Origin of the sequence: Streptomyces sp. NPDC005799 (assembly GCF_040630525.1) — a bacterium.
Lineage (GTDB): Bacteria > Actinomycetota > Actinomycetes > Streptomycetales > Streptomycetaceae > Streptomyces > Streptomyces griseorubiginosus_B.
In genome coordinates this window covers 1-15,140 of record NZ_JBEXXQ010000045.1, presented here as the reverse complement: position 1 = coordinate 15,140, position 15,140 = coordinate 1, and the positions used below count along the sequence as shown (strand labels likewise).

Here is a 15,140-nt window from a genome sequence, read left to right as displayed (position 1 = left end):
CATGCCCCAAACCGGAATCAGTGCGCGGCCTCGGCGAGGTGCTGCGTACCGATCCGCTTGCGGAACACCCAGTAGGTCCAGCCCTGGTAGAGCAGCACGATCGGCGTGGCGATCCCGGCGCACCAGGTCATGATCTTCAGGGTGTAGGGGCTCGACGAGGCGTTGGTGACCGTGAGACTCCAGCCATCGTTGAGCGACGACGGCATGACGTTGGGGAAGAGGGAGAGGAAGAGCATCGCCACCGCGGCCACGATCGTGACCCCGGACAGCGCGAACGACCATCCCTCCCGTCCGGCCTGGTTCGCCACCAGCGCCGCGACCAGAGCGGCCACGGCCACGACGAGCGCGACCAGGCTCTTGGCGTCGCCGCTGTCGACCTGCGTCCACAGCAGGAACACCAGCGCCAGCGCGGCGGTCACGAGCCCCACCTTGAGGGCCAGCTTCCGCGCCCGTTCCCGGATGTCACCGACGGTCTTGAGCGCGGTGAACACCGCTCCGTGGAAGGTGAACAGCGTCAGCGTCACCAGGCCGCCGAGCAGGGCGTACGGGTTGAGCAGGTCCCAGACGTTGCCGACGTACTCGAAGTTCTTGTCGATCTTCACGCCCCGCACGATGTTTCCGAAGGCCACGCCCCAGAGGAACGCGGGCAGCAGCGAGGTCCAGAAGATCGCGGTCTCCCAGTTGCGCTGCCAGTTCTCCTCGGGCCGCTTCGCGCGGTACTCGAAGGCGACTCCGCGCACGATCAGGCAGACCAGGATGACCAGCAGCGGCAGGTAGAACCCGGAGAAGAGGGTGGCGTACCACTCGGGGAAGGCGGCGAAGGTCGCACCGCCCGCCGTGAGCAGCCACACCTCGTTGCCGTCCCAGACGGGGCCGATGGTGTTGATCAGCAACCGCTTCTCGGGCCGGTCGCGGGCCAGCAGCCTGGTGAGGATGCCGACTCCGAAGTCGAAGCCCTCCAGGAAGAAGTAGCCGGTCCACAGGACGGCGATGAGGACGAACCAGACGTCGTGAAGTTGCATGACTCGATCTCCCTGGGCCTAGTACGAGAAGGCCATCGGCTTGTCGGCGTCACGGGAGTCGCCGCCGATCTTCGTGGGCGGGTTGAGGTCGGCCTCGGTGAGCTCGGGCGGTCCGGCCTTGACGTACTTCACCAGCAGCTTGACCTCGACGACGGCGAGGATCGCGTACAGCGCGGTGAAAGTGATCATCGAGGTGAGGACCTCGGCCTGAGAGACACCGGGGGAGACCGCGTGCCGGGTCTGCAGGACGCCGTAGACGACCCACGGCTGCCGGCCCATCTCGGTGAAGATCCAGCCCCAGGAGTTGGCGATCAGCGGGAAGCCCAGGGTCCAGATGGCCACCAGCCAGTACAGCCTGCTGAGCTTCGGGTTGAGCGCCTTGTTCCGGAACAGGACCAGATGCGGCACCTCGTCCTCGCCCACCCTCAGATGCTGGGGCAGCATGAACTTCTTGCGGGTCAGCCACAGCCCGAGCAGGCCGATCGCGAAGGACGCCATGCCGAAGCCGATCATCCAGCGGAACGCCCAGAAGGTGACGGGGATGATGGGCCGGTAGTCGCCGGGCCCGTACTTGGCCTGCTCGGCCTTGTTGGTGTCGTTGATGCCGGGGACATAGGAGTTGAAGTCGTCGTCGGCCAGGAAGGACAGCACACCCGGGACCGAGAGCTCGACCGTGTTGTGGCCCTTGCTGACATCGCCGTAGGCGAAGACCGAGAACGGCGCCGACTTCTGGCCGTCCCACAGTGCCTCGGCGGCGGCCATCTTCATCGGCTGCTGCTTGAACATGACCTTGCCGAGCGTGTCCCCGCTGATCGCGGTGAGCAGTCCGGCGATGACGACCGTGACCAGGCCCAGCCGCAGCGAGGTCTTCATCACGGGGACGTGCTTCTTGCGGAACAGGTGGAAGGCCGCGATGCCGACCATGAACGCGCCGCCGGTCAGGAAAGACGCGGTGAGCGTGTGGAAGGCCTGCGCGAGCGCGGTGTTCTGGGTGAGGACGGACCAGAAGTCCGTGAGCTCGGCGCGGCCCTTGGCCTTGTTGATCCGGTAGCCGACCGGATGCTGCATCCAGGAGTTGGCCGCGAGGATGAAGTACGCCGACAGGATGGTGCCGATCGAGACCATCCAGATACAGGCCAGGTGGATCTTCTTCGGCAGCTTGTCCCAGCCGAAGATCCACAGACCGATGAAGGTCGACTCGAAGAAGAAGGCGATCAGGGCTTCGAAGGCGAGCGGAGCGCCGAAGATGTCGCCGACGAAGCGCGAGTAGTCGGACCAGTTCATGCCGAACTGGAACTCCTGCACGATGCCCGTGACCACGCCCATCGCGATGTTGATCAGGAAGAGCTTGCCCCAGAACTTCGTCGCCCTGAGGTACTTCTCGTTCTCCGTGCGCACCCATGCGGTCTGAAGGCCGGCCGTCAGGGCGGCGAGCGAGATCGTCAGGGGGACGAACAGGAAGTGGTAGACGGTGGTGATGCCGAACTGCCATCGCGCCAGAGTCTCCGGCGCCAAAGCCAGGTCCACGTCGCCGCTCCTTACCTCACAGGCTGGTGGAACTTATGCTCATACGAGCGCTTGTGAAAGCGTTCACATTCACAAGCAATTATGGCGCATGGAAGTTCGGCACGGGACGGGCGGGGGGTCCTGAACCGGGTCCGATAGGTCACACATGGACAGGGCCGGTCGGCACCTGGCGCTCGGGCGCCTCGGTTCCACGTGAAACCAAGACGCCCCGCAGCTCACGACAACCGTCACGGCATGACGATCACGCGGGCAGTCGCAGCACGACGACCGTCACAGCTCCTTGCGGAAGCCCTCCGCCACCTTCAGGAAGATGTCGTTCGCCTCGGTCTCCCCGACCGTCACCCGCACACCCTCGCCCGGGAACGGCCGGATCACCACACCGTGCTGCTCACAGGCCGCGGCGAAAGCGACCGTCTGCTCCCCCAGCCGCAGCCACACGAAGTTGGCCTGCGTCTCGGGCACGGTCCAGCCCTGGGCCCGCAGCGCGTCGACCACACGCGTGCGCTCGCACACCAGCGAGCCGACCCGTCCGATCAACTCGTCCTCGGCACGCAGCGAGGCGATCGCCGCCTCCTGCGCGATCTGGCTCACCCCGAACGGCACGGCCGTCTTGCGCAGTGCCGCCGCCACCGGCTCATGGGCGATCGCGAAACCGACCCGCAGGCCGGCGAGGCCGTACGCCTTGGAGAACGTGCGCAGCACACAGACGTTCGGCCGCTCCCGGTAGATCTCCACCCCGTCCGGGACCTCCAGATCGCGGATGAACTCGCGGTAGGCCTCGTCCAGCACCACCAGCACATCGCCCGGCACCCGGTCCAGGAAGCGCTCGAGCTCGGCACGCCTGACGACCGTACCCGTCGGGTTGTTGGGGTTGCAGACGAAGATCAGGCGCGTGCGGTCGGTGATCGCGTCGGCCATGGCGTCCAGGTCGTGCACATCCCCCGGTGTCAGCGGCACCCGGACCGAGGTCGCGCCACTGATCTGCGTGATGATCGGGTACGCCTCGAAGGAGCGCCAGGCGTAGACGACCTCGTCGCCGGGGCCCGCGGTGGACTGGATCAGCTGCTGGGCGACCCCGACCGAACCGGTGCCGGTCGCCAGGTCGGAGAGCGGGACACCGAAGCGGTCGGACAGCTCGTTCATCAGGCCCGTGCAGGCCATGTCCGGGTAGCGGTTGAAGGACGAGGCCGCGGCCGTCACGCTCTCCATCACGCCGGGCAGTGGCGGATAGGGGTTCTCGTTGGAGGACAGCTTGTAGGCCACCGGGCCGCCGGCCGCGGCAGGCTTGCCCGGCTTGTAGGTGGGGATCCCCGCCAGCTCGGCGCGCAGCTTGGGGCTCGTCTCGCTCACCGCAGTCCTCCTCGCGACCACCGACGGCCCGTCCACACCGCCGGCTTCCAATACTCCACACCTTATGAGGATTCGGCGCCGCTGCGTACAGGTGCGGCGCGACCCGGTCCGGCGGCCCGGCCGACCGCATCCGCCCTCACAGGCATCAGGGGCATCGTCGTACGAAGCCAGACGAATCGCGGACCGGTCCGGGGGCGCGGCCAGATATATCTGTGCGCCGGTGGCTCACGCCCTGGCGCGCATCACCCGTGCAGGTGAGTTGAGACCTCTTCGAGACATCGGGAAGTTGGCAGGCTCATGCGTGCCGACAAGTCACGTAGTGCCATTTGATCGTTCAACTGGCTCTCTTTCAAAGGTAGTTGACGGTAAATGACCATGCAGAAACGTGCCTGTCAATGCGTGCATATGCGTCCGCCCTACCCCACCGCATGAGCCCTACTATCGGCTCGCCATGACAGCAGCAGGGAAGCACCAGGTGAGCCGCGCGGAAACCTCACGTCGAGGCAGTCGGCCGGGTCGGGCGGGCATCAGAGACGTGGCCGCCGCCGCCGGAGTCTCCATCACGACCGTCTCCGATGCCCTGAACGGCAAGGGCAGGCTCCCGGACGCCACCCGACGCCATGTCCGCGAGGTCGCCGACCGGCTGGGCTACCGGCCCTCGGCGGCGGCCCGGACCCTCCGTACGGGCAAGTCGGGACTCATCGGCCTGACCGTGACGACGTACGGGGATGAACCTTTCACCTTCACCGAGTTCGCGTACTTCGCCGAGATGGCGCGAGCGGCCACCTCCGCCGCGCTCGCCCGCGGCTACGCGCTGGTGATCCTTCCGGCGACCTCGCGCCACGACGTGTGGTCGAACGTCGCCCTGGACGGCACGGTCGTCATCGACCCGTCCGACCAGGACCCGGTGGTCAGCGAACTGGTCCGGCAGGGTTTACCGGTCGTCTCCGACGGCCGCCCGGCCGGCGCGCTGCCGGTCACCGCGTGGGTCGACAACGACCACGAGGCCGCCGTCCTCGGCATTCTCGACCATCTGGCCGACGCCGGCGCCCGCCGCATCGGCCTGCTGACGGGGACCACGACGGACACGTACACCCATCTGTCCACGACGGCGTACCTGCGCTGGTGCGAGCGCGTCGGCCAGGAGCCGGTGTACGAGGCCTACCCAGCCCACGATCCGTGCGCGGGCGCCGTCGCCGCCGACCGGCTGCTCGCCCGCCCCGACCGGCCGGACGCCGTCTACGGACTGTTCGATCCGAACGGCACCGATCTGCTCGCCGCCGCCCGTCGTTACGGCCTGCGCGTACCGGACGACCTGCTTCTGGTCTGCTGCAGCGAATCCACCGTGTACGCCAACACAGAACCGCCGATCACCACACTCTCACTGAAGCCGCGCCGGATCGGCACGGCGGTGGTGCAGCTGCTCATCGACGCGATCGAGGGGGTCGAATCGGACCAACCGGTCGAGCAGGTGATACCGACCGAGCTGATCGTCCGTACCTCGTCCCAGCGACGTCCGCCGCGCACGACCGTCAGCCCGCCGCGTTCGCCCGAAGAGGAGTGAAACAAGCGCTGTCAGCAGCGGTCGAAGCCCTGCCCAATCGGGGCGAAAGCCGCGGTGAACTGGACTCTTGCTCCGATTCACCACCCCTGGGTCATCACATGGCGCGATCCGCATTCCTATGATGGGCCCACGACACCGCGGGCCGCTGCGACCAGGCAGTCCGAAGCGGTGCAGATGCGGCGCGATGGTGGAGGGGTCTGATGACTCAGGGGGCCGGTCAGGGACCCGAGGTGGAGCGGACGGCGACGTTGCGCGACTTCCGGGTGCCTGCATACGTCCACGAGACCGGTCCGTACGGCCACAGCACGCACCCCGGCGACGTCGTACCGCCCGAGGAGGAGACATATCCCGACGGGTACACGCCCACCGAGCGCGATCTGCCGGTCGTCCACCCCGGTGACCCGCTCGGCGGGAACGTCGACCCGGTGTCCGCGGGCATCCCGCAGCAGGCGGAGGGCGTGGGGCCGCTGTACGTCGTGGGAGACGTGCACGGCTATCTGGAGGAGCTGCTGGCCGCCCTGCGGGAGCAGGGGCTGATCGACGTGGCCGGCAACTGGTGCGCGGGCACCGCGCGGCTGTGGTTCCTCGGCGACTTCACCGACCGGGGACCCGACGGCATCGGCGTCATCGAACTGGTGATGCGGCTGTCCGCCGAGGCGGCCGCGGCCGGCGGCTACTGCAAGGCCCTCATGGGCAACCACGAGCTGCTGCTGCTCGGCGCCAAACGCTTCGGCGACACCCCCGTCAACTCCGGCGCGGGCACCGCCACCTTCCAGGCGGCCTGGCTGCTCAACGGCGGGCAGAAGACCGACATGGACCGTCTTCAGGACCACCACCTGCAGTGGATGGCCCGCCTGGACGCGGTCGAGGAGGTCGACGGCTATCTGCTCGTCCACTCCGACACCACCGCCTACCTCGACTACGGCGACTCGATCGAGGCGGTCAACGACACGGTCCGCGAGACACTCACCCGTAACGACGCCGACGAGTGCTGGGATCTGTTCCGCAAGTTCACCAAGCGCTTCTCCTTCCGCGACGAGGGCGGTGCAGACGCCGTACGCTCCCTGCTGGATACGTACGGCGGCACCCGGATCGTTCACGGCCACAGCCCCATTCCCTATCTGCTGGGCGAGGTCGGCTCCGAGGACGGCGAGGAGCGCCCCGAGCCGTTGGTCGAGGGACCGCACGTCTACGCGGACGGCCTGGCCATCGCGATGGACGGCGGAGTGACCATGGCCGGAAAGCTGCTGGTCCAGCAACTTCCGCTGGATAATTGAACGTTCCCGGGGCAGGCGGGGCCACACGGAGGATCGTGGAGAACGGCCCTGGCCAGGGCCCAATTTCCGGAAACCCCCTGTCACCGCGTGCCGTCCCGGCTCTACCATCGGCTTATCCGTAGCAGGCTCCCCTCCGTTTCTGCCCGACGGCTCGTTGGCATGCGAGCCCCAAGCCCTACGGAGCATCGGGGGATGCACATGAACAGCGTTCCGCAGCACCTGCTGAGTGAGGACCGCCAGGAGTACGAGCGGGTCCTCGACGAGGCGCTGCGCTCCGCCCCACAGCGCCCGGAACTGGCCGCTGTGGGGCAACGGCTGAATCCCGAACAGCTGCGCACCATGGCGCTGAACGCCACCGCCCTCATCACGGTGGCCGCGGCGACCGAGTACCAGCACTACGTGAAGGTCCGCGAGGAACTGCGCCAGCCGGCGTCGTCCACCCCGTCGTCCTCCCGTGAATCCGGCTCCGCGGAGCCGGACGCGGGCGCGATGGGGCTCGCCACCACCCTCGGCGAGGCCGCCGAGCCGGCCGGCGCGGGCGCCGTCGCCGTCGCCGCCGTCCTCACCCCCGTCCTCGCCGGAACGGCCGCAGCGATATTCCTGCTCGTCGGGTACATCATCAGGTCCGTCGCCCCCGAACAGACGTTCGGCAAAACCCTGCTGACGGCGGGTTGGGTGTTCGGCGCCCTGACCGCGGCCGCGATCCTCGTCGCCGCCGTCGGGCTTCTCCTGACGGCCCTGCGCAACAGCCCCTCGCTGGAGGCGGGACCGTACGGCGAACTGAACGAGGAGGTGACCCTGGCCAGGGATGCCTGGCGGGAGGCGCTGCTGGAGCGCGGGATCCTGCCGTTCCTGCGCGACGCACTGGCCGACCCGGGCACGGTGGCGGCCCTGCACGACCCCGCCCCGCAGGCTCCGACCAACCGCATCCCGCATCTCGGTTACGACCGCCCGGGCTTCACCAGCCCGGACGACGGCCCGGGACGCGGTCACCGCCCGAGCTTCACCAGCCCGGACTACACCAGCCCGGACTTCGGAGGCCCGGAACACCAGCCGGAGTGACCACCGGCTTGCGCCTCCCACCGCGGAAGCCCCTCGGAGGAGCGCAAGCCGGACAGTCGGTCGCAGTCGGCGGCCTCACGGGCGACGCGTTCGCCGCATCGCGCGTGGGCGGCCCGTACGGCCGCGATGTCGCACAAGTGCGTTCTTCCGCGGGGCATTGAGCGGGCCGATCATGGACGCACCACGCCCATCTGACGAGGAGACCTGATGTCCGCCCGCATGCATGCCGTCGTACAGTCCGCGTTCGGCGGCCCCGAGGCGCTCGTGTACACGGAGACCGACGTGCCCGAACCCGGTCCGGGTGAGGTGCTGCTCCGCGTCGCCGGTGCCGGGGTCAACCCGGGAGACGCGGTGCTGCGGTCCGGCCGGGTGCCGGAGCTGCTCACCCTGCCGTGGACGCCGGGCAACGACGTGGCCGGCGTCGTCGAGCGGGTCGGTGAGGGCGTGACGCGGTTCGTGCCCGGCGACACGGTGTACGGCATGCTGGCGGTCGGCCGGCACGGAGCGTACGCCGAGTTCACCGTCGCCCCGGTCGAGGCGCTGGCCCTCGCGCCGAAGAACCTCGATCTGGTGCACGCGGGTGCCGTGCCGCTGGTGGCTGTGACCGCGTGGCAGGCACTGGCCGTGCTGGCGGGGGTCCAGCCGGGCGACCGGGTGCTGATCCACGCGGCGGCCGGCGGCGTCGGGCATGTCGCGGTGCAACTGGCCAAGGAGTTGGGGGCGCACGTCATCGGCACCGCGCGGGCCGCCCGTCACGACCTGCTGCGCCGACTGGGCGCCGACGAACTGGTCGACTACACCGCCACCGACTTCCGGGCCGCCGTGGCGCCCGTGGACGTGGTCCTCGACCTGGTGGGCGGTTCCTACGGTCCACACTCCCTCGACGTGCTGCGGCCAGGCGGTCTGCTCGTCGGCGCGTCGATCGATCCGGGAACCGACGACCGCCAGGCCGCCGACCGCGGCCTGCGGTATGTCTGGGTCACGGCCGCGCCCTCAGGGGCGCTGCTGGAACACATCACCGAGCGCATCGAGACGGGCCGGCTGCGGGTGATGGTCCAGGACACCTACCCGCTGTCCGAAGCGGCGGCGGCCCACCGCGCGATCGAGACCAGGCAGACGACCGGCAAGATCGTCCTGGTGCCATGACGGCCTTGAGCAGAGCGTTCCTTGGAGTCCGCGGATGATCGGTGCAAGCGTGCGCGTGTGGCATGACGAAGAGAGCTGGGGGATCCTCGACTCCCCGGAGACGCCCGGCGGTTGCTGGGCGCACTTCTCGGCGATCGAGATGCCGGAGTTTCGTTCTCTGTCCGTCGGCCAGGTCGTCGCCCTGGAGTGGGAGGCCGGCGAGCAGGACGGCTGGCACTGTCGGGCCGTCCGCGTGGTACTCACGGACACCCGGTTCCGCGAACTGAGGGACGTCGATTCCGCGAACTGAGGAACCCCGATTCCGCGAACTGGCAGACGCCGGGTCCCGGCGGAGGAAGCGCCGTCCCGGGTCGGTGGCGGGACGGCGTTCCGGCGTTGGTCAGTCAGCGATCGGCAGGTACACCCTGTTACCGCTCGCCGCGAACTCCTTGGACTTCTGCAGCATCCCCTCCGCGATCTCCTCCTGCGACGCCCCGTCGGCCGCCTCACCGCCGAACCGCTCGGTGATGGTGTGGCTGATCTTCATGGAGCAGAACTTCGGCCCGCACATCGAGCAGAAGTGAGCCGTCTTGGCCGGCTCCGCCGGGAGGGTCTCGTCATGGAACTCGCGGGCCGTGTCCGGGTCCAGGGCGAGGTTGAACTGGTCCTCCCACCGGAACTCGAAGCGGGCGTCGGACAGCGCGTCGTCCCACTCCTGCGCCCCGGGGTGCCCCTTGGCAAGGTCGGCCGCGTGGGCGGCGATCTTGTAGGTGATGACACCGGTCTTGACGTCGTCGCGGTTGGGCAGGCCCAAGTGCTCCTTGGGAGTGACGTAGCAGAGCATCGCCGTACCCCACCAGGCGATCATCGCGGCACCGATGCCGGAGGTGATGTGGTCGTACGCCGGCGCGACGTCCGTCGTCAGCGGGCCGAGGGTATAGAACGGAGCTTCATCGCAGATCTCCTGCTGAAGGTCGATGTTCTCCTTGATCTTGTGCATCGGGACATGCCCCGGGCCCTCGATCATGGTCTGTACGTTGAAACGCTTCGCGATCCGGTTGAGTTCCCCGAGCGTGCGCAACTCCGCGAACTGCGCCTCGTCGTTGGCGTCCGCGATCGAACCGGGACGCAGACCGTCCCCGAGCGAGTACGTGACGTCGTACGCGGCGAGGATCTCGCAGAGTTCTTCGAAGTTCTCGTACAGGAACGACTCCTTGTGGTGCGCCAGACACCACGCCGCCATGATCGAGCCGCCGCGCGAGACGATGCCGGTCTTGCGGTGGGCGGTGAGCGGGACGAACGGGAGGCGCACGCCCGCGTGGACGGTCATGTAGTCCACGCCCTGCTCGGCCTGCTCGATGACCGTGTCCTTGTAGATCTCCCAGGTCAGCTCCTCGGCCCGGCCGTCGACCTTCTCCAGCGCCTGATAGAGCGGCACCGTGCCGATGGGGACGGGGGAGTTGCGCAGCACCCACTCACGGGTGGTGTGGATGTTGCGGCCCGTGGACAGGTCCATGACCGTGTCGGCGCCCCAGCGGGTCGCCCAGGTCATCTTCTCGACCTCCTCCTCGATGGAGGAGGTGACAGCGGAGTTGCCGATGTTCGCGTTGACCTTCACCAAGAACCGCTTGCCGATGATCATCGGCTCGATCTCCGGGTGGTTGACGTTCGCGGGGAGAACCGCCCGGCCCTCCGCGATCTCCTCGCGGACGACCTCCGGTGAGACGTTCTCCCGGAAGGCCACGAACTCCATCTCGGGCGTGATCTCGCCGCGGCGCGCATACGCGAGCTGCGTGACCGCCTTGCCGTCGCGGCTGCGCCTCGGCTGGCGCGGACGTCCCGGGAAGACGGCGTCGAGGTTGCGCAGACCGCCGCGGGGCGATGTGTGCTTGACCCCGTCGTCCTCGGGACGGACGGGCCGACCCGCGTACTCCTCTGTGTCCCCGCGACCGACGATCCAGTTCTCGCGCAGCGGGGCGAGCCCCCTGCGGACATCCGTGTCGGTGAGCGGATCGGTGTACGGGCCCGAGGTGTCGTACAGCGTGACCGACTGCCCGTTGGTGAGGTGCACCTGACGGACCGGCACCCGCACATCGGGGCGCGAACCCTCGATGTACGCCTTGTGCCAGCCGATGGACTTCCCGTTCTCCCCGTCGAACTGCGTGGAGGCAGGCGTGCGTGCGTCCTTGTTGGTCATGAGACCTACTCCCTACGCCGGCATTACCCGGTAACAGGTTCGGCGGTCGACGCAGCGGCTTCCGTCTGCCGACATTTCGTGGGGAACATCACTCGACTTCGTTGACGTTCCACGTGAAACATCGCTGGGACGGAGGTCAGCGCCCTCTCAGCCCGGTGCTCCGAGCTCCCGCGTGTGCAAAGGTGCCTCCACGCTAGCGTCATGTGTGGCGCGGTGAACAGTGCCCCTCTGCCGTTGTTGGGATGATCTGCCGGTGACCACGACACACCAGCCCTCGTACCCGCCCCCTGGGCACGGCCCGGGATACGGCGGCATCCATGGGGCCGACGGCCACGAACCCGGTAACGGCCCCGGAGCCCCCGGCGGGCCGGGACACGGGCACGATGCGGGCGCCCATGGCGGGCACGGGCACGATGCGGGCAGCCACAGCGGGCACGGCCACAGTCACAGCCATGGTCCGGCCGCCCCCGTCTCCCAGCATTTGCGCAAGGTCATCGCGGCCGTCCTCATCCCGTTCGCCGCCGCCGTGGTCGTCGGCCTCGTGGTGCTGTGGCCGGGCGGCGCCCCGTCGCACCAGCGGACCGGGGTGGGCTTCGACCGGCAGACCCAGCAGGCGACGGTCACCAGGGTCGTCTCCGTGAGCTGCAAGTCGGTGAACGCCTCGGGCGGGAGCTCGCTCGGCGACACCTCCACCACCGGGGGTTCCTCCGCCCAGCAGCAGGAGAAGGGGACCTGCAAGAAGGCGACGATCCGGGTCGACACCGGCAAGGACAAGGGCCGTACGTTCACCGAGATCGTCCAGCCCGACCAGTCGCGCCAACTGCACCAGGGCGAGAAGGTGGTGGCCGCCTACGAGCCCTCGGCACCCAAGGACCTGCAGTACTCCGTGGCCGACGTGAACCGACGGTTCCCGATGGCTCTGCTGGCCGGCATCTTCGCGCTCGCCGTCGTGATCGTCGGACGGCTGCGGGGCGTCATGGCGCTGGTCGCGCTGGCCATCAGCTTCCTGATCCTGAACTTCTTCATCCTGCCCGCGATCCTGCAGGGCTCGAATCCCCTGCTCGTCGCGGTGATCGGGTCGAGCGCGATCATGCTGATCGCCCTCTACCTGTGCCACGGGCTGTCGGCCCGTACGTCCGTGGCGGTGCTCGGCACACTGATCTCGCTGGTGCTGATCGGTTTCCTCGGCTCGCTGTTCATCGGCTGGGCGGCGCTCACCGGGAACACCGACGACAACACCGGCCTGATCCACGGCCTGTATCCGTCGATCGACATGAGCGGTCTGCTGCTCGCGGGCGTCATCATCGGCTCGCTCGGTGTCCTCGACGATGTGACGGTCACTCAGACCTCGGCGGTCTGGGAACTGCACGAGGCCAACCCCTCGACGGGGTGGCGCGGGCTGTACCGCGCCGGCATCCGCATCGGCCGCGACCACATCGCGTCCGTCGTCAACACCCTGGTCCTCGCCTACGCCGGTGCCGCGCTGCCCCTGCTGCTGCTCTTCTCCATCGCGCAGAGCAGTGTGGGCACGGTGGCCAACAGCGAGCTGGTGGCGGAGGAGATCGTGCGCACGCTCGTGGGATCGATCGGGCTGGTCGCCTCGGTCCCGGTCACGACGTTGCTGGCGGCGCTGGTTGTCTCGGCCGACCGACCGTCACGGGAGACGGGACCAGGGACGGCAACGGCCGGCATCGCACCGCCTGCGGCCCGCACGGGGAAGGGCCGACGACGCAAGCACTGAGGACGAGGCCCAGGGGTGCACGCGTCAGCGGAAGAAGCGTTACTGCGTTCCGTTCCGGCCGCCCCCGCGCGCAGGCCTCACCCGGCGCTTTGCTCCTCCGCCAGGATGCGGTCCAGCGCCTCGTCCAGATGGGCGTCGAACTCGGCGAGCGCTCCCTCCTGGCCGAGCGGCACCAGCTTGTCCGTGCGGTCCAGGAACGCGATGAGCGGCGCCGTCGACGAACGGAACAGCGCCTGGTCACCGCCCACCTGAAGCCGGATCAGCACCTCGCTCAGCGAGTCCACCTCGGCGGGCGACACCCGCACATCGCCCTCACCGCACGGCCTGCCCACCCCGTCGATCAGCAACTCCCTGCCGAACGCCCAGGTCACCGGGGCATCGCCCGGCAGATGGAAGGTCAGCCGAACGGCATAGGGATCACACGTCTCGTACCCCAGCTCGACCGGGATACGGAAGGAGAGCTCCTCGGAGACGAGGAAGCTCATCATGACCTCTGCCTGTACGGACTCGCGCATCGCCTACCCCGTCATATGAAGCCGAATGGCTGGGAATGATCCCCTGACACTGCAGGCATCTTGCTGAAAGTGAGCGACAGATCACAAGGAGTGAGTTTTCAGATGCTGATAGAGAGCGCCAGTGACCCCAGCAGGCGCCCGATCTCGTTCTGCAGTTGCCGCGCCGCCGCCGGCACACGGTCGGCCTGATGCGCGGGCAGGGAGATGGCCACCGTCGCTGCTGTCGTACCGATGGTGATCGGGACCGCCGCGCACACCGTCCCCAGCGCGTACTCCTGGCGCTCGGTGACCGGCTCCATCCGACCTGTCCGCTCGAGCCGCCGCAACAGGGTGTGACTGTCGCGCACCGTGTACGGAGTGATGGCCTGCACGGGATAGCGGTCGAGATGATCGCGACGCGCCTCCTCGTCCAGCTGGGACAGCAGGCACTGTCCGACCGCGTGCGCGTGCCCGGTCTCACGAAAGTCGGCCCACTCCTCGACCGCCGGGTTGCCCGGGGTGTCGGAGACGCACATGACCTCGATCTCGCCGTCCCGGTACACGGCGTAGTACACCGGCACCCCGATCGCGTCCCGCCAGCTGGCGAGCGCGTCGACCATCGTGCTGCGACGTTTCTCCTGCGCCCCCCTGCTGCCCAGCCGCTCGGCCGCGTCGCCGAGGAAGAACAACCCCTTGTCCCGGCGCAGATAGCCCTCGTGCACCAGGGTGCGCAGCAGGTGGTACGCCGTGGGCAGCGCCAGACCGGTCTCGCGGGCCAGTTGTTTGGCCGGGGCTCCGTGCTCGTGACCGGCGACGCATTCCAGCAGGCGCATCGCACGCTGGACGGAGCCGATCAGGGTCGACTGCTGGGGTGGCGTGGTGGGGGGCGGCGGTAGGCACCTCCCCGGCGGGGTCGGCACCCCCTCCGGCGTCCGGGACCGTGGCCGCGAGGTGGCCGTGGACGTAGCCGCCGTCGATGCCGGGGCGGCCGTCGCCCGCTTCTGTGCGGAGGGGCCCGGCTGTTCGGGGGGCCTGAGGCGACCCGGCGGGGAGGCGGCCGTCTGAGGCGAGGTGGGGGGTGCGTAGGGGGCTGTGACTGCGGTGTCTACCGTGGCCAAGGGGTCACTCCCGAAGCGCGAGAGGGGCAGCCCGTGCGGGGAGACACGGGAGGGGGTGTGCGCCGCCCGCGGGGTCTTGCCCGCGTCGGATTCCGGACTCTAATCGCCCTCCACCGCACAGGGACGGCCCGTCCGGGAAACTTCCCCCGCCCGAGGGAACCGGTGATTCCTGTTACCTCACCGGTGCCCCGGGGTTCTCACCAGTCGCTGCGCGACGAGGAGCTCGAGGTGAACTTCCGTACGACGTAGATCAGTCCACCGACCAGCGCCACGAAGACCAGCGCCTTGAAGAGCAGTCCGATGACGAAGCCGACGACGGTGGCGATCAGCCCGCCGAACACGACCAGGGCGATGACCGGCACCGCGATCCACTTCACCCACCACGGCAGTCCCGAAAAGATCTCTCCCATTGCTCTCGTCCTGTCCTTTCCGCCCGCCGCTGCTGCCGGGTCCCGTCGACGACCCGGTCCTACGAGGCCGGATCCTTCTCTTGTCCTGCCCTCGATGCTAGGGCCGGCAGGGGTCCCGGCGGGGGCCTCGCATCCCTTGTCCTCCCCTGATCGAACCCCTAGACGAGTCATTCCGAATGCTGACGGTGCGTGTGGGAACGCGGACAGGGCGTCCAAGATCGATCTGTGACGAATGACCTGGACGCCCTGCTGA

13 protein-coding genes and 1 riboswitch are annotated in these 15,140 nt (G+C 68.6%); of the genes, 6 read left to right on the top strand and 7 right to left on the bottom strand.

Annotated elements, in window-relative coordinates; all coding sequences use genetic code 11:
- Positions 1-17: 17 nt before the first annotated feature.
- The 3 genes from cydB to hisC form a co-directional block, all read right to left on the bottom strand.
- On the bottom strand, positions 18-1,022 hold the full coding sequence (gene cydB / locus ABZ453_RS35400; RefSeq protein ID WP_359021601.1) for a cytochrome d ubiquinol oxidase subunit II: 1,005 nt from the start codon (positions 1,020-1,022) through the stop codon (positions 18-20).
- Positions 1,023-1,040: 18 nt separating this feature from the next.
- Positions 1,041-2,549, bottom strand: coding sequence for a cytochrome ubiquinol oxidase subunit I (locus ABZ453_RS35395; RefSeq protein WP_359021599.1), 1,509 nt, complete (start codon positions 2,547-2,549; stop codon positions 1,041-1,043).
- A gap of 270 nt (positions 2,550-2,819) precedes the next feature.
- Positions 2,820-3,899, bottom strand: coding sequence for a histidinol-phosphate transaminase (hisC, locus tag ABZ453_RS35390; RefSeq protein WP_359021597.1), 1,080 nt, complete (start codon positions 3,897-3,899; stop codon positions 2,820-2,822).
- 451 nt (positions 3,900-4,350) lie between these two features.
- Here hisC and ABZ453_RS35385 point away from each other — a divergent pair, with 451 nt between their 5' ends.
- The 5 genes from ABZ453_RS35385 (at position 4,351) to ABZ453_RS35365 (ending at position 9,237) form a co-directional block, all read left to right on the top strand.
- Positions 4,351-5,463: a LacI family DNA-binding transcriptional regulator gene (locus ABZ453_RS35385; RefSeq protein WP_359021595.1), complete on the top strand. Its 1,113-nt coding sequence runs from the start codon at positions 4,351-4,353 to the stop codon at positions 5,461-5,463.
- Between the two features lie 200 nt (positions 5,464-5,663).
- Entirely contained in the window at positions 5,664-6,740 is a 1,077-nt protein-coding gene (locus ABZ453_RS35380) for a metallophosphoesterase (RefSeq protein WP_359021593.1), read from the top strand.
- 192 nt (positions 6,741-6,932) lie between these two features.
- A complete protein-coding gene (locus ABZ453_RS35375; RefSeq protein ID WP_359021591.1) occupies positions 6,933-7,802 on the top strand; it encodes a hypothetical protein in 870 nt (289 codons plus the stop codon).
- A 207-nt stretch (positions 7,803-8,009) separates the two neighbouring features.
- On the top strand, positions 8,010-8,948 hold the full coding sequence (locus ABZ453_RS35370) for an NADP-dependent oxidoreductase (RefSeq protein ID WP_359021589.1): 939 nt from the start codon (positions 8,010-8,012) through the stop codon (positions 8,946-8,948).
- Between the two features lie 34 nt (positions 8,949-8,982).
- The gene (locus ABZ453_RS35365; protein WP_359021587.1) at positions 8,983-9,237 is read left to right on the top strand and encodes a cold shock domain-containing protein; all 255 of its coding nucleotides are present in this window, start codon (positions 8,983-8,985) and stop codon (positions 9,235-9,237) included.
- Positions 9,238-9,327: 90 nt separating this feature from the next.
- Here ABZ453_RS35365 and thiC read toward each other — a convergent pair whose 3' ends face one another.
- On the bottom strand, positions 9,328-11,124 hold the full coding sequence (thiC, locus tag ABZ453_RS35360; RefSeq protein ID WP_359021585.1) for a phosphomethylpyrimidine synthase ThiC: 1,797 nt from the start codon (positions 11,122-11,124) through the stop codon (positions 9,328-9,330).
- Positions 11,117-11,306, bottom strand: a riboswitch (TPP riboswitch). Its footprint overlaps the gene before it by 8 nt.
- A gap of 71 nt (positions 11,307-11,377) precedes the next feature.
- On the opposite strand from thiC, the gene ABZ453_RS35355 reads away from it, so the two are divergent.
- A complete protein-coding gene (locus ABZ453_RS35355) occupies positions 11,378-12,865 on the top strand; it encodes a YibE/F family protein (RefSeq protein WP_359021583.1) in 1,488 nt (495 codons plus the stop codon).
- Between the two features lie 77 nt (positions 12,866-12,942).
- On the opposite strand, the gene ABZ453_RS35350 is transcribed toward ABZ453_RS35355, so the two are convergent.
- The 3 genes from ABZ453_RS35350 to ABZ453_RS35340 form a co-directional block, all read right to left on the bottom strand.
- Positions 12,943-13,380 carry an SsgA family sporulation/cell division regulator gene (locus ABZ453_RS35350; protein ID WP_133048323.1) on the bottom strand — a complete coding sequence of 146 codons (438 nt, stop codon included), beginning with the start codon at positions 13,378-13,380 and terminating at the stop codon, positions 12,943-12,945.
- A 98-nt stretch (positions 13,381-13,478) separates the two neighbouring features.
- Entirely contained in the window at positions 13,479-14,279 is an 801-nt protein-coding gene (locus tag ABZ453_RS35345; protein ID WP_359021581.1) for a helix-turn-helix domain-containing protein, read from the bottom strand.
- Between the two features lie 395 nt (positions 14,280-14,674).
- Positions 14,675-14,887 carry a DUF5326 family protein gene (locus ABZ453_RS35340; RefSeq protein ID WP_200703064.1) on the bottom strand — a complete coding sequence of 71 codons (213 nt, stop codon included), beginning with the start codon at positions 14,885-14,887 and terminating at the stop codon, positions 14,675-14,677.
- Positions 14,888-15,140 lie beyond the last annotated feature (253 nt).